At 69.1% G+C, this 19,331-nt stretch carries 20 protein-coding genes; 13 read left to right on the top strand and 7 right to left on the bottom strand.

Going from position 1 to position 19,331, the window contains the following annotated elements:
- Positions 1-25: 25 nt before the first annotated feature.
- Positions 26-928 carry a LysR substrate-binding domain-containing protein gene (locus tag ACXAFN_RS17115; RefSeq protein WP_474990690.1) on the bottom strand — a complete coding sequence of 301 codons (903 nt, stop codon included), beginning with the start codon at positions 926-928 and terminating at the stop codon, positions 26-28.
- Between the two features lie 135 nt (positions 929-1,063).
- On the opposite strand from ACXAFN_RS17115, the gene ACXAFN_RS17110 reads away from it, so the two are divergent.
- The gene (locus ACXAFN_RS17110) at positions 1,064-1,765 is read left to right on the top strand and encodes a CoA transferase subunit A (protein WP_474990688.1); all 702 of its coding nucleotides are present in this window, start codon (positions 1,064-1,066) and stop codon (positions 1,763-1,765) included.
- Between the two features lie 68 nt (positions 1,766-1,833).
- A complete protein-coding gene (locus tag ACXAFN_RS17105) occupies positions 1,834-2,496 on the top strand; it encodes a CoA transferase subunit B (protein ID WP_474990686.1) in 663 nt (220 codons plus the stop codon).
- 312 nt (positions 2,497-2,808) lie between these two features.
- Here ACXAFN_RS17105 and ACXAFN_RS17100 read toward each other — a convergent pair whose 3' ends face one another.
- The 3 genes from ACXAFN_RS17100 to ACXAFN_RS17090 form a co-directional block, all read right to left on the bottom strand.
- Complete coding sequence (locus ACXAFN_RS17100; protein ID WP_474990684.1) at positions 2,809-3,576, bottom strand: VOC family protein; 768 nt, start codon at positions 3,574-3,576, stop codon at positions 2,809-2,811.
- A gap of 146 nt (positions 3,577-3,722) precedes the next feature.
- A complete protein-coding gene (locus tag ACXAFN_RS17095; protein ID WP_474990682.1) occupies positions 3,723-3,998 on the bottom strand; it encodes a GrxA family glutaredoxin in 276 nt (91 codons plus the stop codon).
- A gap of 158 nt (positions 3,999-4,156) precedes the next feature.
- Entirely contained in the window at positions 4,157-4,978 is an 822-nt protein-coding gene (locus ACXAFN_RS17090; RefSeq protein WP_474990680.1) for an inositol monophosphatase family protein, read from the bottom strand.
- A 106-nt stretch (positions 4,979-5,084) separates the two neighbouring features.
- On the opposite strand from ACXAFN_RS17090, the gene hybE reads away from it, so the two are divergent.
- Positions 5,085-5,516: a [NiFe]-hydrogenase assembly chaperone HybE gene (gene hybE / locus ACXAFN_RS17085; RefSeq protein WP_474990678.1), complete on the top strand. Its 432-nt coding sequence runs from the start codon at positions 5,085-5,087 to the stop codon at positions 5,514-5,516.
- 270 nt (positions 5,517-5,786) lie between these two features.
- On the top strand, positions 5,787-6,557 hold the full coding sequence (locus tag ACXAFN_RS17080; RefSeq protein WP_474990676.1) for a 3-hydroxybutyrate dehydrogenase: 771 nt from the start codon (positions 5,787-5,789) through the stop codon (positions 6,555-6,557).
- 122 nt (positions 6,558-6,679) lie between these two features.
- On the opposite strand, the gene ACXAFN_RS17075 is transcribed toward ACXAFN_RS17080, so the two are convergent.
- Positions 6,680-7,219, bottom strand: coding sequence for a response regulator transcription factor (locus ACXAFN_RS17075; protein WP_474990674.1), 540 nt, complete (start codon positions 7,217-7,219; stop codon positions 6,680-6,682).
- 29 nt (positions 7,220-7,248) lie between these two features.
- Positions 7,249-8,520 carry an ATP-binding protein gene (locus ACXAFN_RS17070; RefSeq protein WP_474990672.1) on the bottom strand — a complete coding sequence of 424 codons (1,272 nt, stop codon included), beginning with the start codon at positions 8,518-8,520 and terminating at the stop codon, positions 7,249-7,251.
- Positions 8,521-8,775: 255 nt separating this feature from the next.
- Here ACXAFN_RS17070 and ACXAFN_RS17065 point away from each other — a divergent pair, with 255 nt between their 5' ends.
- The 7 genes from ACXAFN_RS17065 to ACXAFN_RS17035 all read left to right on the top strand — a co-directional run bounded on the left by ACXAFN_RS17065 (position 8,776) and on the right by ACXAFN_RS17035 (position 17,477).
- Positions 8,776-10,011: an efflux RND transporter periplasmic adaptor subunit gene (locus ACXAFN_RS17065; RefSeq protein ID WP_474990670.1), complete on the top strand. Its 1,236-nt coding sequence runs from the start codon at positions 8,776-8,778 to the stop codon at positions 10,009-10,011.
- Positions 10,008-13,127, top strand: coding sequence for an efflux RND transporter permease subunit (locus ACXAFN_RS17060; protein ID WP_474990668.1), 3,120 nt, complete (start codon positions 10,008-10,010; stop codon positions 13,125-13,127). Before ACXAFN_RS17065 ends, ACXAFN_RS17060 begins: the two co-directional genes overlap by 4 nt.
- A gap of 81 nt (positions 13,128-13,208) precedes the next feature.
- On the top strand, positions 13,209-13,874 hold the full coding sequence (locus ACXAFN_RS17055) for an SDR family oxidoreductase (RefSeq protein WP_474990666.1): 666 nt from the start codon (positions 13,209-13,211) through the stop codon (positions 13,872-13,874).
- A 144-nt stretch (positions 13,875-14,018) separates the two neighbouring features.
- Positions 14,019-14,324 (top strand): hypothetical protein, encoded by a 306-nt coding sequence (locus ACXAFN_RS17050; RefSeq protein ID WP_474990664.1) that lies wholly within the window; start codon positions 14,019-14,021, stop codon positions 14,322-14,324.
- Positions 14,325-14,514: 190 nt separating this feature from the next.
- Positions 14,515-14,673 (top strand): YqaE/Pmp3 family membrane protein, encoded by a 159-nt coding sequence (locus ACXAFN_RS17045; protein WP_474990662.1) that lies wholly within the window; start codon positions 14,515-14,517, stop codon positions 14,671-14,673.
- Positions 14,674-14,884: 211 nt separating this feature from the next.
- On the top strand, positions 14,885-16,474 hold the full coding sequence (locus ACXAFN_RS17040; RefSeq protein WP_474990661.1) for a peptide chain release factor 3: 1,590 nt from the start codon (positions 14,885-14,887) through the stop codon (positions 16,472-16,474).
- Between the two features lie 232 nt (positions 16,475-16,706).
- A complete protein-coding gene (locus tag ACXAFN_RS17035) occupies positions 16,707-17,477 on the top strand; it encodes a TatD family hydrolase (RefSeq protein ID WP_474990659.1) in 771 nt (256 codons plus the stop codon).
- Between the two features lie 10 nt (positions 17,478-17,487).
- On the opposite strand, the gene ygfZ is transcribed toward ACXAFN_RS17035, so the two are convergent.
- Positions 17,488-18,525, bottom strand: coding sequence for a CAF17-like 4Fe-4S cluster assembly/insertion protein YgfZ (ygfZ, locus tag ACXAFN_RS17030; protein WP_474990657.1), 1,038 nt, complete (start codon positions 18,523-18,525; stop codon positions 17,488-17,490).
- Positions 18,526-18,716: 191 nt separating this feature from the next.
- Here ygfZ and ACXAFN_RS17025 point away from each other — a divergent pair, with 191 nt between their 5' ends.
- Positions 18,717-18,914 (top strand): hypothetical protein, encoded by a 198-nt coding sequence (locus ACXAFN_RS17025; protein WP_474990655.1) that lies wholly within the window; start codon positions 18,717-18,719, stop codon positions 18,912-18,914.
- On the top strand, positions 18,914-19,324 hold the full coding sequence (locus tag ACXAFN_RS17020) for an OsmC family protein (protein ID WP_474990653.1): 411 nt from the start codon (positions 18,914-18,916) through the stop codon (positions 19,322-19,324). Before ACXAFN_RS17025 ends, ACXAFN_RS17020 begins: the two co-directional genes overlap by 1 nt.
- Positions 19,325-19,331 lie beyond the last annotated feature (7 nt).

Raw genomic sequence — 19,331 nt, 5'->3', positions numbered from 1 at the left:
CATCTCGTGATCCTGCCGACGCCGGCTAATCGACGTTCAGGGACGGCGTAGAGACGCTCTCCTGCATCACCTCGCGCAGCGCCTGGGCGGCCACCGAGAGGGCATCGGCGTTGGCCGACAGCACGCCGACGGCGCGGCGGATCACCGGCGCCTCGAGGGCCAGACAGCGCCCGCCCAGCTCGTGCATCTGCGCGATGCACAGCGACGGCACGGCGCTGACCCCGAGCCCGGCGGCGACCATGCGCCCGACCGTGGTCAGTTGATGGCTCTCGAAGGCCACCGGCAGCTCGATGCCCTGGACGCGCAGTTGCTGCTCGAGCAGCAGGCGTACCATGGAGGGCCGCTGCAGGGTGATGAAGTCCTCGGTGAGCAGTGTCCCCCAGTCGAGGCTGTCGCGTTCGGCCAGCGGGGAGTCCGCCGGCACCACGGCGACGAAGCGATCCTCGAACAGCGGCGCGAAGTGCAGCGAATCGGTGGCCTCGGGGGCGAAGGCGATGCCCAGTTCCACGCGTCCCTGGCGTACCATGTCGATGACCTGCTCGTTGATCACGTCGTGGACGGTGACGTTGATCTGCGGGTAGCGGGCGCGGAAGGCCTTGAGCACCGTGGGGAGCTGGTTGCCGGCGAAGGAGGGCATGGCGGCCAGGGCGACGCGGCCCAGGCGCAGGGTGAAGCGCTGGCGCAGCAACTCCTCGGTGTTGTCCCAGTCGGCCAGCAGGCGCTTGGCCAGCGGGAGCAGCGATTCGCCCTCCGGGGTCAACCGCACGCTGCGGGTGCTGCGGATCAGCAGGCGGCCGCCCAGCGACTCCTCGAGATGCTTGATGGTCAGGCTGAGGGCGGGCTGGGACAGGTGCAGCCGCTCGCAGGCCTGGGTGAAGCTGAGCGTCTGGGCCACGGCGAGGAAGGCGCGGAGCTGCTTGACGGTCATCGGCGTCGTCCCATGGATATATATTGTAAAAATAAAAGAATCTATAAAAAAAACAAACTTAACAAATATATGTTCCGTCGCGACACTGCGAGTATCCGCGACAACAATCACCTTCCAACCAGGCGAGGCAGCGATATGGCCGGATTCGACAAGCGAGTGAGTTCCTACGAAGAGGCGATGGCCGGCATCGAGAGCGGCATGACCGTCATCGCCGGCGGCTTCGGGCTGTGCGGCATTCCCGAGAACCTGATCGGCGAGATCAAGCGCCGCGGCGTCAAGGACCTGACCATCTACTCCAACAACTGCGGCGTGGACGGCTTCGGCCTGGGCCTGCTGCTGGAGGATCGCCAGATCTCGAGCATCCACGCCTCCTACGTGGGCGAGAATGCGCTGTTCGAGCAGCAGATGCTCGAGGGCGACATCGAGGTGGTGCTGACGCCCCAGGGCACCCTGGCCGAGAAGATGCGCGCCGGCGGCGCCGGGATTCCTGCCTTCTACACCGCCACCGGCTACGGCACGCCGATCGGCGAGGGCAAGGAAGTGCGCGAGTTCAATGGCCGCCACTATATCCTCGAGGAGTCGGTGGTCGGCGACTTTGCCATCGTCAAGGGCTGGAAGGCCGACCGCTACGGCAACGTCGTCTATCGCGATACCGCCCAGAACTTCAATCCCCTGGCCGCCACCGCGGGCAAGATCACCGTGGTCGAGGTGGAGGAGATCGTCGAGCCCGGCGAGCTGGCCCCGGATCAGATCCACACCCCGGGCATCTACGTCGACCGCATCATCCAGGGCAGCTTCGAGAAGCGCATCGAGAAGCGCACCGTGCACCAGGGCTGAGCGTTTCACTCACGATCCACAATGAGGCGAGCCTGCTCGTCACTCATTAAAGACAAGAGGCAACAACGATGGCACTGACTCGCGAACAGATGGCAATGCGCGTGGCGCGCGAACTCGAGGACGGCTTCTACGTCAACCTGGGCATCGGCATTCCCACCCTGGTGGCCAACTACGTGCCGGACGACATCGACGTCATGCTGCAGTCAGAGAACGGCCTGCTCGGCATGGGGCGCTTCCCCACCGAGGAGGAGGTCGACCCGGACATGATCAACGCCGGCAAGCAGACCGTCACCGCTCGCCCGGGGGCGGCGATCTTCTCCTCCGCGGAATCCTTCGCCATGATCCGCGGCGGCCACGTGGACCTGACCGTGCTCGGCGCCTTCGAGGTCGACCAGAACGGCAACATCGCCTCCTGGATGATTCCGGGCAAGCTGATCAAGGGCATGGGCGGTGCCATGGACCTGGTGGCCGGGGCCGAGAACATCATCTGCACCATGACCCACGCCTCCAAGCACGGGGAGTCCAAGCTGCTGGAGTCCTGCAACCTGCCGCTGACCGGCGCCGGCTGCATCAACCGAGTGCTCACCGACCTGGCCTACCTGGAGATCAAGGACGGCGCCTTCGTGCTCAAGGAACGTGCCCCCGGGGTCTCCGTCGAGGAAATCCAGGAGAAGACCGCGGGCAAGCTGATCGTCCCGGACCACGTGCCGGAGATGGTGTTCGCCGACTGAGGCGCTGGCGGCTGGCGCCGCCCGTTGCCACTTCCCACCTCGGCCCGGGCGCTTGCCCGGGCCGAGCTCGTTGGTGGCCAGAAAACGGCTGGCCAGACAATCGAGGGCGAGAGCAGAAGGGGTAAGAAAACCGGGCGTCAGGGAAGCGGGCGCGGTGTTAGCGGGCCGCCGGGGAAGCGGCGCGAGGAATGCCGAAAATCTGACCATTCCGAAGGGCTCGGCCATGTCATGGGGCCCGCGAGCGCTTGTACCGGGGCGCTGCACAGCGTTATCCACAGATTCTGTGGATGACCGCCGCCGGGCAGGAGGGGCTCAGGGCAGCTCGCAGCGGGTATGATGGGGCAGCAGCAGCTCGACCGCGCGCTCCTGGTGGGCGCTGACCTGCTTCTGGACCAGGGCCAGCCCGCCGAAGGCCACCCGGTGCTCGTCGCCCTCGGCGAAGACCTGGCGCCGGGGCAGGCCGGGATAGAAGCGGTAATCGAGCAGCGGGGAGATGGGCAGGATGCCGTGATGACGATCGGCGTTGCCGCTCATCCCCGCCTGGCCGAGGGCGCCGTCGAGCCGAGTGATGTCCTGGCCGAGGCGGGTGCAGTCGAAGCCCGGATGGTGCAGCCGGGGCCCCATCGCCGCGAGCCAGCCGGCCAACGGATGGGCGGCGGACAGCATCTGGTAGGTGGTCCAGTCGGGCATCGGCCAGGGGCGTCCGCGACACAGCAGGTTCTGGCCCCGGGAATCCGCCACCGAGGCCTGGGCGACCAGTCGCTGCAGCGTTTCCCGGGGGCCGCGGGACAGGGTGCCGAGCTGCAATTCCGCCAGTATCAGCCATGCCCCGTCGTCGGGGGCGGCCAGCAGGGTCGCCAGCAGGCCACGGTCGGCCATGGCATAGCGCTGCACGGGGCGATAGCCGAAGCGCACCAGGGGCGGCAGCAGGGCCTCCATGGCCCAGGGCCCGTGATTGAGCGTCAGCAGCGCCAGGTACTCCGCCGACGTCTCCACCGGCCACAGCCGTAGCCCGCCGACCTCCGGATGTTGATGGACATAGTCCAGCCATAGCTGCTGGACGAACTCTTCCCGTTGCATCCTGCCTCGCCCTCTGTACGGATCCTGTGCCCTGACGGTCAGTGTAAGCGGCCAGGGTGTGGGCGGATTCAACGAGGATGGGGCCGATGACGCAGAAAGGCCGCCCGGGGGCGGCCTTGGCGGAATGCGTCGCGGTGGCGGACGGCTTACTGGGCGGTTTCGGCCGGCAGCAGCGCCTGCTCGCGCACGTACTGGTCGAATTCGGTAAAGCCGCCGATGTGGGTCTGGTCGGCGAAGATCTGCGGCACGGTCTCGACCGGCTTGCCGATGGTCTTCTCCATGTCGGCCTTGGTGATGCCTTCCTCATGGATGTCCACGTAGCGGAATCCCTGGATGGCCCCGGCGTTCTCGAGCTTCTCGGCGAGCTCTTTGGCGCGGACGCAGAAGGGGCAGGCGGGACGGCCGAAGATGACGACGAACATGCAATGGCTCCTTGCATCGACGATGCATGACAAAGGGTGGGGAAAAATCGGCCGCCATTGTGACCCAGCCAACAACGTTTGGCCAATAGCCGGCGGCTGACGCGGCGATTGGTGCCCGCTATTGGCCGGGCGGCCGTCACGCTCGAACGAGCGTAAGGCTAGACGCTGCCGATATCGCTGCTGTCGGCACGCCGCAGCAGCTGGGCGAGGGGATCGTGGATCGCCGGGCTGGTGACCAGCAGGTTCTCGCCATAGAGGTCCTCGGGAATGCCCCCGGGAGCGGGGTAGAGATGTCCGGTGCGGGCGCCGGCCTCCCGGGCGATCAACAGTCCAGCGGCCAGGTCCCAGGGGGAGACGCTCTCGTAGTAGGCGTCGAGGCGGCCACAGGCCACGGCGCAGAGGTCGAGAGCCGCGGAACCGTCCCGGCGCACGTCCTGGCAATGGGTGAGCACGGCGGTCAGGCGGCGCATCAGCGGCGGGCGGCTGTCATGACGGTAGGGAAAGCCGGTGCCGATCAGGCTGTTCGACAGGCCCCGTGCGCCGCTGACGCGAATCGGTTCGCCGTTGCGCCAGGCGCCGCGACCGGCCAGGGCGGTGAAGGTCTCGCCGAGGAAGGGCGCGTGGACCACGCCGAGGCGCAGCTGTCCGCCGCTGTACCAGCCGATGGAGACCGCCACGTGGTGCAGGCCATGGGCGAAATTGACGGTGCCGTCGATGGGATCCACTACCCACAGGTCGCGGGGGCGCTCCATGACCTCGCGGTCGGGGGCGAGCTCCTCGCTGAGCCGCGGCTCGTCGGGAAAGCTCGCCTGGAGGCGCTCGCCGATATAGGTATCGACCTCCACGTCGACGTCGGTGACCAGCTCCTGGCCGTTCTTGTAGCGATGGTCGAAACCGCCTTCCTCTCGGGCCTCGACGATCAGCCGCCCGGCGTGGGTGGCGATGTCGACGGCGATTTCCAGGCGCTGCTCGGGGGACATGACGACTCCTCGTGGGGGACGAACGCCCTCATGCTAGCAGCCCGTCCGCCCATGCCGAACCCCGGCGGGCCAGTTATAATGGCGGCACATCGCTCACGGAGGCGGCATGCAGGCACTGAGGGCCGATCAATACGAGCGCCTGGCGCGACTGGCGCAGGCCTGGCGGCGGGACTGCCTGGACGGGGCCCGGGCCGAGTCTCGCTTCAACCCCTGCCTGGGCGTGGATGCGCTGTGCTTTCGGCCCTGGGCCCTGGCCGAGGGACACCGCGGCCTGCTGGGGGCGCTGATCACGCCGCTGTCGCTGTCGCTCGTCCTGCTACCGGACGATGCGAGCGACTGGCCCGCGGCCTCCCCTGGCGAGCGCCTGGTGCTGACGCTGCCTTCCGGCCGCTATCCCTTCCACGCTGAGTCGCTCGGCGACGGGGATCGGCTATGGCGGTGCGCGATACTCGACGATCTCACCGACCTGACGACCCCGGAGGAGGGCAGCCGGCTGGCCCAGCGGCTGATGGAGCGGGTGATGAGGGGGGAGGAGTGAGTGGTGAGTGGTGAGGCATGAGGCATGAGGTGTGAGGAGTGAGGAGTGAGTGGTGAGGTGTGAGTGGTGAGGTGTGAGCCAAGGGCAACATACTGCCCGCAGCCCGCAGTCCGCAGTCCGCAGCCCGCAGTCCGCAGTCCGCAGCCCGCAGCCCGCAGCCCGCAGCCCGCAGGCCGCAGCCGAACGCCTTCTGGTGCACTGCGGCAAAGGTTCGTATGCTGGGGGCGCAGACTTCCGCTTGACCCCAAGGAACCGGAGCGAGGAGATACCATGACCGCCCACACCACCACCCCCCGCGTCGCGCTGGTCACCGGCACCAGCAGCGGGATCGGCGAGGCCGTGGTCCGCCACTTCTGCGAACTGGGCCACCAGGTCCTGGCCGTGGACTTCAACCCCGCGGGGCGGGACGTCGCCGAACGGGCCGGCGCCGCCTTCTTCCAGGCCGACCTGACCGATGGCGAGGCCTGCAAGGCCGCGGTGGCCGATGCCCTGCACCGCTTCGGGCGGCTCGATATCCTGGTCAACAACGCCGGCATCCAGCATGTCTCGCCGATCGAGGACTTCCCCGAGGCGCAATGGCGCCGCATCATCGACCTGATGCTGACCGCCCCCTTCCTGCTCACCCAGGCCGCCTGGCCGTCGATGCGCGAGGCCGGCTGGGGGCGCATCGTCAACATCGCCTCGGTGCACGCCCAGGTGGCCTCGCCGGGCAAGGCCGCCTACATCAGCGCCAAGCATGGCCTGATCGGGCTGACCAGGACCGCGGCGCTGGAGGGCGGCTCTCAGGGCATCACCGCCAACGCCCTGTGTCCGGCCTACGTGAAGACCCCGCTGGTCGACAACCAGATCGCCGACCAGGCCCGGCTGCACGGCATGGAGGAGCAGGAGGTGATCGAGCAGATCATGCTCAAGAACGCCGCGGTCAAGCGCCTCATCGATCCCGGCGAGGTGGCCTCGCTGGTCGGCTACCTGGCCTCCGACGCCGCCGGCGCCGTCACCGGCGCCAGCTGGAACATCGACCTGGGGTGGACGGCGCAGTAACCCCGCGTCCGGGCTGCGGGCGGCGAGCAACGAGCTAACCTCTTGCTGTAGCCCGTAGCCCGTAGCCCGTAGCCCGTAGCCCGTAGCCCGTAGCCCGTAGCCCGTAGCCCGTAGCCCGTCTTTCAGCGCCGCACCGGCCGCTTCTGCAGCTTGCGCTGCAGGGTGCGGCGATGCATGCCGAGTGCCCGGGCGGTGGCGGAGATGTTGCCGTCGTGCTCCTGCAGCACCTTCTGGATGTGCTCCCAGGTCAGGCGATTGATCGAGGGCGGGTGCTCGGCGACCTCGGCCTCGGGGTCGCCTTCCTCCCGCGACAGCGCGGTCAGGACCTCGTCGGCATCCGCCGGCTTGCACAGGTAGTTCACCGCGCCGAGCTTGATGGCCTCCACCGCCGTGGCGATGCTGGAATAGCCGGTCAGCACCACCACACGGCAATCCGGTACCAGCTCCAGCAGCTCGGGCAGCAGCTTGAGCCCCGATTCCTGCTCCAGCTTGAGGTCCAGGGTGGCCATGGTCGGGCGGTGCTGGCGGGCCAGGGTCAGCGCCTGGGTGGCGTCATGGGCCACTAGCGCATCGAAGCCGCGCCGGCTCATGGCCCGGTGCAGCACATGGCAGAACATCTCGTCGTCGTCGATGATCAGCAGGCGTTCGGCGGTCTCTTGCATGGCGTCCTCGCAGAATCGGCGCCTCCGGGTCAGGCCCCGGGGTCGCTTCGGGGCAGGGCCACCTCGGTCAGGGTGCCGCCCTCGGGATGATTGTAGAGCCGGACCCCGCCGCCGAAGCGATTGATGGTGGCGTGGGTCAGGAACAGGCCGATCCCCAGTCCCTTGCTCTTGGTGGAGACGAAGGTCTCGCCCAGCTGGTCGGCGATGGTCAGCGAGACCCCGGGGCCGTGGTCGCGGATGTCGATCACCACCTCCTCAGGGCTCCAGTCGAGCTGGATCATGATGTCGTTGGGGTTGGCGTCGGCGGCGTTGTTGAGCAGGTTGGTCAGCGCCTGGGCGAGGGTGGTGTCCACGGCCAGGCGCGGGGTGCCTCGGCGGCCGATCACCTCGAGCCGATAGCCGACGTCGGGGCGCAGTACCAGCCACCGCTGCACCACCTCGGCCAGCCACTCCTGGGCATCGCGGACCTCGGGGCGGGCCATGCGCCGCCGGTCGGCGTTGTCCACCAGGTGGCGCAGCCGCGACTTGCAGGTGTCGACCTGCTCGCGCAGCAGGTCGATGTCCTTCTCCAGCGGCTCGTTGCCCCGGGCATCCTCGCGCATCTCCTTGAGCAGCACCGCCATGGTCGACAACGGGGTACCGAGCTCATGGGCGGTACCGGCGGCCTGGGTGGCCACCGCCAGCACCTGCTCGTTGCGCAGCACCGCCTCGCGGGTGCGCGACAGCGCCTGCTCGCGGCCGCGCAGGGCGCGAGCCATCTTGAAGAGGAAGAAGGTCACCAGCCCGGCCGAGAGGGCGAAGTTCAGCCACACGCCCAGGATGTGCAGGCTGATGCCCTCCTGAAGATGCGGCAGGCCGAGCTGCGGCACTGGATGGTAGAAGAACATCAGGAAGCTGGTGCCGGCCAGGCCCGCGGCGGCCACGCCCCAGGCATATCGCCAGGGCAGGGTGGCGGCGGCGATGGTCACCGGCACCAGGTAGTAGTTGATGAAGGGGTTGGTGGCGCCGCCGGTGAAGTAGAACAGCAGGGTCAGGCCGGCCATGTCGGCCAGCAGGTGAACCAGGTACTCGCGGTGGGTCACGTCGCGGGGACGGCCGAGCCGCCACCAGGTGCCGATGTTGATCAGCGCCATCACCACGATCACCGCCCCCACCGCGGGCAGGTCGAGCTCGAAGCCGAGCCCCTGCACGCCGATGACGATGCCGGCCAGAAAGCCGGTCCAGGTGATGCCGCGGACGATGGTCAGGCGCACCATGTTGCGGTTGGGGGTGGACAGCGGCAGGGGCAGGGCGGCTTGCATGGGCACTCCACGAGACAGGGGCAATGCGATGATAACCGATCCTCGGGGGTGGCCGTCGCCCCGCGGCGATCTGTCGCCCGGGGCATCGCCCACTGGACAATCGCGCAGCATCGCCGGAACGCCGGACCTCGCGTGCCCACTAAAACCTGCCGGTGGCTCTGATGCGCTGAGGGGCGCTTTCGGTGTGTGCTGGTCGTCGGAGCCGGTCGGTATTGTATATTGGGAATCGCGAATCCTGGCCCATGGGTGCCCTCGATGCGACGACTGCTGATTCCCCTGCTGTTCCTGGCGCTCGGCGCGGGGGCCTTCATGGGGCTCAAGGCGACTCGCCCCGAGCCCGCCGAGGTGGCGCCACAGGAGCGCAGCTGGCGGGTCGAGACGCGGGTGGTCGCGCTGTCGACCCAGGCACCTCAGTTGCCGCTGTATGGCGAGATCGTGGCGCCGGACGCGGTTACCTTCACCGCGCCGCTCGGGGCGCGTATCGCGAGCCGTCCGGTGCGCGACGGCCAGCGCGTCGCCGCGGGAGACCTGCTGGTGGCCCTGGACGAGGCGGACGTGACGCCGACGGTCGCCCGGGCCGAGGCGCGGGTCGCCGACCTCGAGGCGCAGGTCGAGGCCGAGCGGGTGCGCCAGCAAAGCGATCAGACGGCGCTCTCGCGCGAGCGCGAGCTGCTCGACAACGCCCGGCGTCGGCTGTCTCGTATCCGCTCGCTGGCCGACCGCAACCTGGCCTCGCCGTCGGCGTTGGATGATGCCCGCGACGCCCTGGCCCAGGCCCGCGTCACCGTGGATACCCGGGAGGGCGACATCGCCGGCCATCCGGCGCGGCTGGCCCAGCGCCAGGCGGGCCTCGCCGAGGCCCGGGCCAGTCTCGCCGAAGCGCTCCGCGACGCCGAGCGCTCGCGGGTCGCGGCGCCCTTCGATGGCATCGTCAGCGGCGTGATGGTGGCGTCAGGGGAGCGCGTCGCGGAAGGCGCCGAGCTGCTCTCGATCTACCCTCGTGATGGCCTCGAGCTGCGCGCCCTGGTGCCCAGCGCCTACCTCGCCGAACTGCAGGCCGCCCTGGCCGCCGGGCGGCATCCGGTCGCCACCAGCGAGGGCGCGCGATTCCGCCTCGATGGCTTCGTCGGCGAGAGCGCCCCCGGCGGCACCGAGGCGCGGCTGCGCCTGGTCGGGGAAGCGCACGGCCTGCGGCCGGGCAGCCTGGTGGACGTACGGCTGCGCCGCCCCGGCGTCGCCGAAAGCCTGGCGGTGCCGGCCAGCGCCCTCTACGGCGATGACACCCTGTACCTGCGCGATGACGACGACCGCCTGCGACGCCTCGAGGTGGTGCGCCATGGCCCGGTGGCGGGCCCCAACGGCGACAGCTGGGTGCTGGTCAGCGGCCAGGGGCTAGCCGATGGGCAGCAGGTGGTCGTCACCCACCTGCCGAACGCCGTCGAGGGGCTCAAGATCGAGGTCGCCGGGGCCGGCGGCAAGGAGGGGCCATGAGCCGGCGCGGCGGGCCGCTGGGCTTCTTCGTCCATCATCGTGTCGCCGCCAATCTGGTGATGCTGGTCATGCTGCTGGGCGGGGTGCTGGGCCTGGCGCGCATGAACGTCCAGTTCTTCCCGGACTTCGCCCTCGATGTGGTCAGCGTGAGCACGGTGTGGAGCGGGGCCGCCGCCGAGGACGTGGAGCAGGGCATCACCCTGCCGCTGGAGCAGCGGCTGCGCAGCGTCGACGGCTTGAAGCGCATGACCTCGACCTCGGCCCAGGGCGTCTCCAGCATCACCCTGGAGTTCCGCGAGGACAGCGACCCGGTGCTGGCGCTGGACGCCGTGCGCCAGCGGGTCGACGAGTTCACCCACCTGCCGGTCGATGCCGAGGAGCCGCGGGTCAGTCGGGCGGCCCACTACGAGCCGGTGGCGCGGCTGCTGCTGCATGGCCCGGTATCGGCCGACGAGCTGCGTCACCTGGCCAACCGCCTGGAGGACTCGCTGCTCCAGGCGGGCATCGACCGGGTGGAGACCGAGGGGCTGCCCGAGCAGCAGATCAGCATCGAGGTGCCGGCGGAGAGGCTGCAGGGCCTGCAGCTCAGCCTCGACGAGATCGCCGAGCGCATCGACGCCATGTCCCGGGACCTGCCCGCCGGGTTGCTCGGCCAGCAGGATGGCGCCCGCGAGCTTCGCGCCGTCGAGCAGCGCCGCAGCGAGGCCGGCTTCGCCGAGCTGCCGATCCTCGGCAGCGATCGCGTCCAGGTGCGCCTGGGCGACATCGCCATCCTCCGCCAGGAACCGCGCGCCGGGGAGGTGACCCTGAGCCGGGACGGCCAGGCCGCGGTGGAGCTGCTGCTGCAGCGTTCGGCCGACGGCAATTCCCTGGCCGCGGCCGAGACGCTGCGGGCCTGGCTCGACGAGACCCGGCCGGGGCTGCCGCCCACGGTGAGCCTCGAGGTGCACGACGAGACCTGGCAGCTGATCGCCGAGCGCATCCGGCTGTTGATTGGCAACGGCCTGGGCGGGCTGCTGCTGGTGCTGGGCCTGCTCTACTTCTTCCTGCCGGCGCGGGTGGCCTTCTGGGTGGCGGTGGGAATCCCCACCGCCTTCCTCGGCGCCATGGCCACGTTCTGGCTCATCGGCGGTTCGGTCAACATGATCTCGCTGTTTGCGCTGATCATGGCGCTGGGGGTGATCGTCGACGACGCCATCGTGGTCGGCGAGGATGCCGATGCCCATTTCCGCCAGGGCGAGGCCCCCCGCCACGCCTCGGAGGGGGCCGCCCGGCGCATGCTGTGGCCGGTGATGGCCTCCTCGCTGACCACGGTGGCGGCCTTCATGCCGCTGCTGATGGTGGGCGGCGTGATCGGCAGCATCCTCGGCGACATCCCGGTGGTGATGGTCTGCGTGCTGATCGCCTCGCTGCTGGAATGCTTCGTGGTGCTGCCCGCCCACCTGCGCAATGCCTTCGTGCCCGGTCGCGCGTCCGGGGAGCATCGGCTGGCGCGGCTGCGGGGGCGTTTCGAGGCCGCCTTCGAGACGTTCCGCGAGGGCCCCTTCCGCCGCTTCTCGGCGCTGACCCTGCGCCATCGCGCGGCCACCCTGGCCGCCGCGCTGGCGGTGGTGCTGGCCACGGTGGGGCTGCTGGTCGGCGGGCGCCTGGCCTTCAACTTCTTCCCCACGCCGGAGCCCAACGTGCTCTACGCCAACGCCAGCTTCGTCGCCGGCACCGACCGTGCGCGGGTCGATGCCTTCCTGTCGCGGCTCGAGGCCGGCCTCGAGGCCACCGACGAGGCCCTTGGCGGCGGGCTGGTCAGCCATGCGGTCACGCGACACGGGGCGGTGATCGCCGAGGGGGCGGCCGCGCGCACCGGCGACAACCTGGGCTCGCTCATGGTCGAACTGGTGGCCTCCGACGACCGCACGGTGCGCAACGCCGAGTTCATCCGCGCCTGGCGCGAGCGCCTGTCCCTGCCGGCGGGGCTCGAGAACCTGATCATCAGCGAGCGCAGCGCCGGCCCGCCCGGCAAGGACGTCAACGTGCGCCTGACCGGAGCGTCCGCCGAGGCCCTCAAGCGGGCCGCGGAGTCGCTGTCGCGCACCCTCGCGCAGTCGCCGGGAGTGCTGGCTACCGAGGACGACATGCCCTGGGGGCGCGAGCAGCTGATCTATCGCGTCAGCCCGCGGGGCGAGGCGCTGGGCCTGACCACCCGCGAGCTGGGCCGTCAGCTGCGCGCCGCCTTCGACGGCCGGCTGGTGCAGGTCTACCAGGACGGGCCCGACGAGGTCGAGGTGCGGGTGCTGCTGCCCCGGGCCCAGCGCGAGCGCCTGGCCTCGCTGGGGCGGCTGCCGATCCGCACGCCGGACGGGCGCTTCGTGCCCCTCGACCAGGTCATGGCGCTCGACCATCGCCAGGGCTTCGAGGCCCTGCGCCATGCCGACGGTCGACTGGCGGTGGAGGTCACCGCCGAGGTGGACACCGCGGTCAACACGCCCGATCGCATTCTCGCCGGGCTGGAGGCCGCGACCCTGCCGGCGCTGATGCGCGAGCATGGCGTGCGCTACAGCTTCGAGGGACGCGCCGCCGACCAGCGCGAGACCTTCGCCGACATGCGCGTCGGGCTGATCGTCGGCCTGGCGCTGATGTACGTGGTGCTGGCCTGGGTGTTCGCCTCCTGGAGCCTGCCGCTGATCGTCATGGCGATCATTCCGCTGGCCCTGGTGGGGGCGCTGCTGGGGCACTGGCTGCTGGGGCTGGACCTGACCATGCTGTCGCTGTTCGGTCTGTTCGGGCTGTCCGGCATCGTGGTCAACAACGCCATCATCCTGGTGGCCTTCTACCGTCAGCAGCGCCATCGCGGCCTGGCCATCGACGCCGCGCTCAACGAGGCGGTAGTGCAGCGGATGAGGGCGGTGCTGCTGACCTCGCTGACCACCATCGGCGGACTGATGCCGCTGTTGTTCGAGACCTCGCTGCAGGCGCAGTTCCTGATTCCCATGGCGGTGTCCATCGCCTTCGGCCTGGGGCTCTCGACGCTGCTGGTGCTGGCGGTGATCCCTGCGCTGCTCAGCTACCTGGAGCACCTGCGGGTGCGCTGGGGACGCGAGGCGCTGCCGACATCGGGATAGCCGGTGTCTTGGCTGCGATGTGTCGCGTGAACATGCGAACATGAGCCCGAACATCGTCACCCCATTTGAGGAGGAAGCACCATGACGTCGACTGTCCTGATCACCGGCGCCAATCGCGGCGTCGGGCTGGCGCTGGCGCGCCACTACCATGCGGCGGGCTGGCAGGTCATCGGCGCCTGTCGGGAGGCCTCCTTCGAGCTGGCCGATACGGCGGACCGGGTCATCGAGGGCATCGACGTTACCCGAGACGACGACGTCGCGCGCCTGGCGGAAGCGCTCGAGGGGCAGTCCCTCGAGCTGTTGATCAACAACGCCGGCATGCTCCACGACGAATCGCTGGGGTCGCTCGACTTCGATGCGATCCGCGCCCAGATGGAGGTCAACGCCTATGCGCCGCTACGAGTGGTGGAGGCGCTGCTGCCGTGCCTGGGCGAAGGGGCCAAGGTCGCCAACATCACCAGCCGCATGGGCTCGATCGCCGACAACGACTCCGGCGGTCGCTACGGCTATCGGGCCTCCAAGGCGGCACTGAACGCCTTCGGCAAGTCCCTGGCGGTGGACCTGGCGCCCCGGGGGATCGCCGTGGCCCAGCTGCATCCGGGCTATGTGCAGACGCGAATGGTCAACTTCGGCGGGCTGATCGCCCCCGAGGAGGCCGCCGCGGGCCTGGCCGAGCGCATCGAGGCGCTGACGCTCGAGACCAGCGGCGGCTTCTGGCACAGCAATGGCGAACCTCTGCCCTGGTGAGGCCCCCGCGGCGCCGCAGGCCGGATATCGACCGCTGTTCGACATGTCGGGGGACGCAAAATTTTCATCCACTCGCCACCTACCGGGTTCCCTCCTTTGGACTATGGTATAGGTCCCAGCGGAATCTCAGCCGGAGGCGATCACATGTGTCACGTACAGGTCGAGCGGCTCCCCCTGCAGCAGCTGAACCGGCGCGGCGCCGCCGCTCCCGACGTGGTCTTCGTCGTGCCCCGGGGCGAGTCGCCGCGGGGCGTCGGACTGGATCCCAGGCGCGGCCTCTTCCTGATGCTGCAGTCCGGTGCCCGGCGCTATCCCCTGCATGACGTCAGCCGGGGCGATGACATCCTGCGGATGCACATCCTGGCGGTGGAGGTCGACGATGACCAGGATCCCCGGGTGCTGGACTTCGTCACCGATACCCTGGGGCTCGCCCTGGGGGCCGCGGTCTAGTCGCCTGTCGGGCTCGGGGAAACACCGCTTCGACGCCTGACCTGCCCAATTCTCGTAATGCTCGGTCAGCCTCGACGGGCGCCTGGGGAGGCGTCTCGGTCGAGGCTGACCCGTCGATCCGGAGAGGGTTGAACGCATGGCGGCGTGAGGAGTCCATGAAAGGACTGCCATCATCTCAAGGAGTTATCTCATGGACGTGATTCGTATCATCTTTGCTATCTTGCTTCCCCCGGTCGGGGTCTTCCTCCAGGTCGGCCTTGGGCTGCATTTCTGGGTCAATATCCTGCTGACCCTGCTGGGCTACATTCCCGGCATCGTGCACGCGGTGTGGATCATCGCCCGGCGCTAGGCGGCTGCCCGAATCCCGCCCCATGCGGCCGCCGGTTCCCCTCGGCGGCCGCGTCGCCTATGACCCTCCGCCACGTCAGACGGAATGGCCCAGGGGCCGAGACATGACGCTGGCGCTGGCGGTACAATCCGGCCCACATTCACACCCACCATCACCCGGGGGACCGCGCCGAGCGAGTCCATGGGTGAGGAAAAACTGGCGAACACGCTTCATGTCGACTGCTAGCCAAGCCCATGAGACAGGGCTTCGACGCACCTTCGCGATCATTTCGCACCCCGACGCGGGCAAGACCACCATCACCGAGAAGATGCTGTTGTTCGGCAACGCCATCCAGATGGCGGGCTCGGTGAAGAGCAAGCGCGACGATCGCCACGCCACCTCCGACTGGATGAAGATGGAGCAGGAACGTGGCATCTCGGTGACCACCTCGGTGATGCAGTTCCCCTACGGCGGGCGCGTCGTCAACCTGCTCGACACCCCGGGCCACGAGGACTTCTCCGAGGATACCTACCGCACCCTGACCGCGGTGGACTCGGCGCTGATGGTCATCGACGGCGCCAAGGGCGTCGAGGATCGCACCATCAAGCTGATGGAGGTCTGTCGACTGCGCACCACGCCGATCCTGACCTTCGTCAACAAGATGGACCGCGACATCCGAGATCCCATCGAGGTGATGGACGAGGTCGAGAAGGTGCTCAACATCCAGTGTGCGCCCATGACCTGGCCGATCGGCATGGGGCGCCACTTCAAGGGCGTCTACCACCTCTACAACGACGTCATTCACCTCTACACCCAGGGCCAGGGCAACCGGATTCCCGAGGACAAGCGCATCGAGGGCCTCGACAGCCCCGAGGTCGACGAGGTGCTGGGCGAGGACGCCGCCGAGGAGCTGCGCATGGAGGTCGAGCTGGTGCGCGGCGCTTCCCACGCGTTCGATCTCGATGCCTATCGTCGCGGCGAGCTGACCCCGGTCTACTTCGGTACCGCCATGGGCAACTTCGGCGTGCGCGAGATGCTCGACGGCTTCGTCGAGTACGCGCCGGCGCCCCAGCCGCGGGAGACCAACCTGCGCACGGTGGAATCCGAGGATGGCCGCTTCACCGGCTTCGTATTCAAGATCCAGGCCAATATGGACCCCAACCACCGCGACCGCATCGCCTTCCTGCGGGTCTGTTCGGGCAAGTACGAGAAGAACATGAAGATGCGCCACGTGCGCATCGGCAAGGACGTCAAGATCGCCGACGCCCTGACCTTCATGGCCTCGGATCGCTCCCACGTCGAGGAGGCCTGGCCAGGCGACATCATTGGCCTGCACAACCACGGTACCATCCAGATCGGCGACACCTTCACCCAGGGTGAGGACATGCGCTTCACCGGCATTCCGCACTTCGCCCCGGAGCTGTTCAAGCGCGTGCGCCTCAAGGATCCGCTGAAGATGAAGGCGCTGCAGAAGGGCCTGCAGCAGCTGTCCGAGGAGGGCGCCACCCAGGTGTTCATGCCGATGGACAACAACGACCTGATCCTCGGTGCCGTGGGCACCCTGCAGTTCGACGTGGTCGCCCATCGCCTCAAGGAGGAGTACAAGGTCGACTGCCTCTACGAGGGCATCAACGTCCAGACCGCCCGCTGGGTCTACTGCGACGACGCCAAGATGCTCGAGGAGTTCAAGCGCAAGGCCAGCCAGAACCTCGCCATCGACGGCGGCGGCTACCTGACCTATATCGCGCCGACCCGGGTCAACCTGCAGATGACCCAGGAGCGCTGGCCGGACATGCGTTTCAGCCCGACGCGCGAGCACTGACCCGGGCTTCGCCCGGGAGTCACGGGCTGCGAGCGTCGGGCTCCGAGCAGTTCACTGCAGACCCGCAGCCCGCAGCCCGCAGCCCGCAGCCCGCAGCCCGCAGCCCGCAGCCCGAAGCCCGAAGCCCGAAGCCCGAAGCCCGAAGCCCGAAGCCCGAAGCCCGAAGCCCGAAGCCCGAAGCCCGAAGCCCGAAGCCCGAAGCCCGAAGCCCGAAGCCCGAAGCCCGAAGCCCATGCTCATCGACGCCCACTGCCATCTGGATTTCCCCGACTTCGACGCTGACCGCGAGGCGGTGCTGGCGCGTGCCCGGGCGGCGGGGGTCGGCCATTTCGTGGTGCCGGGCACCACGCGGCGGCGCTGGGGGGAGGTGCTGGCGCTGGGCGAACGGGACGGAATCGGCGTCTGCCTTGGGCTGCATCCCTATTTCATGGACGAGCACGGCGAGGGCGACGTCGAGGCCCTGACGGCGGCGCTGGAAACGCATCCCGAGGTGGTGGCGGTGGGCGAGTGCGGCATCGATGCGCGCTTCACCGATAGCCTGGACGCCCAGTGGGCGCTGTTCGACGCCCAGGTCCGGCTCGCCAGGGCCAGGAGCCTGCCGCTGGTGATCCACTGCGTGAGGGCCAACGATCGGCTGGCCAAGCGGCTGCGCCAGCTGGCGCCGGGCGCCGGCGGGCTGATCCACGCCTTCGCCGGCTCGCCGCAACAGGCGAAGGCGTTTCTCGATCTCGGCTTCGTGGTGGGGCTCGGCGGTGCCTGTACCCATGACCGGGCCAGACGTCTGCAGCGCGCCGTGGCGGCGCTGCCCGACGATGGCTACGTGCTGGAGACCGATAGCCCCGACATGCCGCTCGCCGGCCATCGGGGGGAGCGCAACGAGCCGGCCAGGGTGCGCGAGGTCTGCCTCAGGGTCGCCGAGCTGCGCGGCCAGCCTCCCGAGCGGGTGGCGGCGGACAGCACCGCCAATGCGCGACGGCTGTTCGGATTGCCCGTGAGGGCTTGATGCACCGGGCTCAGGCCCTGGCGGCCAGGCTTTCGGGATCCAGCCTCTCGAGCGGGTAGGGCAGCTGCAGGCGCTTGAACTGCTGGCCGTCGACGCTGAGCGGTTCCGGGGCTTCCCTGGTGCTCATCACCGCCAGCACTTCCGGCTGACCGTAGGCGTCGAGCTCGGCGCCGAGCACCTCGCCGAGTCCCTTGCCGTTGGCGTCGCTGACGGCGCTGCCGGGTGCCGGCAGGCGCTCTCCCTCGAGCTGGCCGCGCACCAGGCGCTTCTTGACCTGACCGCGAAAGTGGGCCCGGGCCACCACCTCCTGGCCGGTATAGCAGCCCTTCTTGAAGCTGATTCCCCCGAGGGCCTCCCAGTTGAGCATCTGCGGCAGGTAGGCGTCGGCCTGGTCGGCGGTCAGCCATGCCAGCCCGGCCTGGACGTCGTGCAGGCGCCATACCGCGTTGTCGACCGGGGTGGCCTGGTCGCTGAGGCGCTCCCAGACGCTCTCGGCGCGTTCGGCGGACAGGCAGACCAACAGGCGGGGCCGAGGACCGGGATGGGCCAGCACCTGGACATCGTCGCCGTCGGCCTGGTGCCAGGCGGCGGGAGGCAGTACGTCGAGCCGGGCCTCGGCCACCGCCGGTGCCTCTCGGCCGATCAGCCCGATCAGCGCCAGGTCGTCGCGGGCGGTCAGTTCGACCTTGTAGAAAGGGGCGAACTTCTTGAGGTGATCGTGCAGGCCGGCCACCAGGCTGTGATGCATCAGCAGCCGGTAGTGACCCTCGGCGACCCGCCACAGCTGGGCATTGGCCAGTACTCGGCCCTTGGGCGTGCAGAAGCAGGTGAGCGGCGCGAAGCGGCCGTCGGCCAGCGACACCTGGGCGCTGGTCTGTCCCTGCAGGAAGCGTTCGGGGGCGTCGCCGCGCACGTCGAGGATGCCCAGGTGCGCCAGCGGCGTCATCACGGTGGCGTCCAGGGCGAGACGGGCCGGCGTGGGGGTGTCGAAGACGATGCGTCCGTCGTCTTGCTGGCGGCCGCCGAGGCGGGCGAGCCAATCGGTCATGTGTACTCTTCCTCGTCTGTCCGTGATCCTGATGGTACTCCAGATGCGGGCGGTGGGGCGGCAATGCAACCGCCGGCGGGGTCGGCGGCACGAGGGACGCCCGTCGAGCGGGCGATGTCCCGACCCGACAGACGGCCAGGGCGGCATGATAGACTCCGGGCATACACTTTCCACCGATCGGGAGCCGCCGCATGGCCCAGCAGAGCCTAACCTTCAAGGGCGTCGAGAACGCCGACCAGGTCAATCGCATCACCACCGCCCTGATGATGCTCGACGGTGTCGAGAGTGTCGAGGTCGGCCGCCACGGCGCCGAGGTCGACGGCCGCGCCCGGCGCGAGGCGCTGATCCAGGCCGTCCGGAAGCTGGGGCTCGGCATCGAGGTGTCGTGATGGCGGCGCCGATCCGCGTCATTAGTCAGCGCGACCGCGTGTTTCGCCAGCGGGTCGAGCTCGAGGGTGCGGAAGATCTGTTCGTCGACGTGCCCGAGGCCTTCGGCGGCGAGGACAGCGCCCCGGATCCCCACGACTACTTCGACCTGTCGCTGGGCGCCTGCAAGGCGATCACCGCCCAGATGTATGCCCGTCGCAAGTCGTGGTCCCTCGAGGCCGTGGAGGTGGTGGTCAATCGCGATGAACGCGAGGAGCGCCGCGGCGTCTATCGTCTGGAAGTGGCCATGCGCTTTATCGGCGAGCTCGACGACGCCCAGCGGGCGCGGCTCGAGGAAATCAGCGACATGTGCCCCATCCATCGGCTGATGACCACCTCGAGGGTGGAGATCACCACCCGACAGCAAGACTAGTCACGAC

This window comes from Halomonas sp. ABH4_019, assembly GCF_056159885.1.
This window is presented reverse-complemented; position numbering and strand designations above follow the sequence as displayed.

What these genes read in the sequence shown, in the direction of transcription:
- ACXAFN_RS17045 (WP_474990662.1), top strand. Translation starts at nt 14,515, where the DNA reads ATGGACGTGATTCGTATCATCTTTGCTATCTTGCTTCCCCCGGTCGGG.
- ACXAFN_RS17075 (WP_474990674.1), bottom strand. Translation starts at nt 7,219, where the DNA reads ATGCAAGAGACCGCCGAACGCCTGCTGATCATCGACGACGACGAGATG.
- ACXAFN_RS17070 (WP_474990672.1), bottom strand. Translation starts at nt 8,520, where the DNA reads ATGCAAGCCGCCCTGCCCCTGCCGCTGTCCACCCCCAACCGCAACATG.
- ACXAFN_RS17020 (WP_474990653.1), top strand. Translation starts at nt 18,914, where the DNA reads ATGGCGGCGCCGATCCGCGTCATTAGTCAGCGCGACCGCGTGTTTCGC.
- ACXAFN_RS17040 (WP_474990661.1), top strand. Translation starts at nt 14,885, where the DNA reads ATGTCGACTGCTAGCCAAGCCCATGAGACAGGGCTTCGACGCACCTTC.
- ACXAFN_RS17080 (WP_474990676.1), top strand. Translation starts at nt 5,787, where the DNA reads ATGACCGCCCACACCACCACCCCCCGCGTCGCGCTGGTCACCGGCACC.
- ACXAFN_RS17025 (WP_474990655.1), top strand. Translation starts at nt 18,717, where the DNA reads ATGGCCCAGCAGAGCCTAACCTTCAAGGGCGTCGAGAACGCCGACCAG.
- ACXAFN_RS17050 (WP_474990664.1), top strand. Translation starts at nt 14,019, where the DNA reads ATGTGTCACGTACAGGTCGAGCGGCTCCCCCTGCAGCAGCTGAACCGG.
- ACXAFN_RS17100 (WP_474990684.1), bottom strand. Translation starts at nt 3,576, where the DNA reads ATGCAACGGGAAGAGTTCGTCCAGCAGCTATGGCTGGACTATGTCCAT.
- ACXAFN_RS17055 (WP_474990666.1), top strand. Translation starts at nt 13,209, where the DNA reads ATGACGTCGACTGTCCTGATCACCGGCGCCAATCGCGGCGTCGGGCTG.
- ygfZ (WP_474990657.1), bottom strand. Translation starts at nt 18,525, where the DNA reads ATGACCGATTGGCTCGCCCGCCTCGGCGGCCGCCAGCAAGACGACGGA.
- ACXAFN_RS17105 (WP_474990686.1), top strand. Translation starts at nt 1,834, where the DNA reads ATGGCACTGACTCGCGAACAGATGGCAATGCGCGTGGCGCGCGAACTC.
- ACXAFN_RS17095 (WP_474990682.1), bottom strand. Translation starts at nt 3,998, where the DNA reads ATGTTCGTCGTCATCTTCGGCCGTCCCGCCTGCCCCTTCTGCGTCCGC.
- hybE (WP_474990678.1), top strand. Translation starts at nt 5,085, where the DNA reads ATGCAGGCACTGAGGGCCGATCAATACGAGCGCCTGGCGCGACTGGCG.
- ACXAFN_RS17110 (WP_474990688.1), top strand. Translation starts at nt 1,064, where the DNA reads ATGGCCGGATTCGACAAGCGAGTGAGTTCCTACGAAGAGGCGATGGCC.
- ACXAFN_RS17035 (WP_474990659.1), top strand. Translation starts at nt 16,707, where the DNA reads ATGCTCATCGACGCCCACTGCCATCTGGATTTCCCCGACTTCGACGCT.
- ACXAFN_RS17090 (WP_474990680.1), bottom strand. Translation starts at nt 4,978, where the DNA reads ATGTCCCCCGAGCAGCGCCTGGAAATCGCCGTCGACATCGCCACCCAC.
- ACXAFN_RS17065 (WP_474990670.1), top strand. Translation starts at nt 8,776, where the DNA reads ATGCGACGACTGCTGATTCCCCTGCTGTTCCTGGCGCTCGGCGCGGGG.
- ACXAFN_RS17060 (WP_474990668.1), top strand. Translation starts at nt 10,008, where the DNA reads ATGAGCCGGCGCGGCGGGCCGCTGGGCTTCTTCGTCCATCATCGTGTC.
- ACXAFN_RS17115 (WP_474990690.1), bottom strand. Translation starts at nt 928, where the DNA reads ATGACCGTCAAGCAGCTCCGCGCCTTCCTCGCCGTGGCCCAGACGCTC.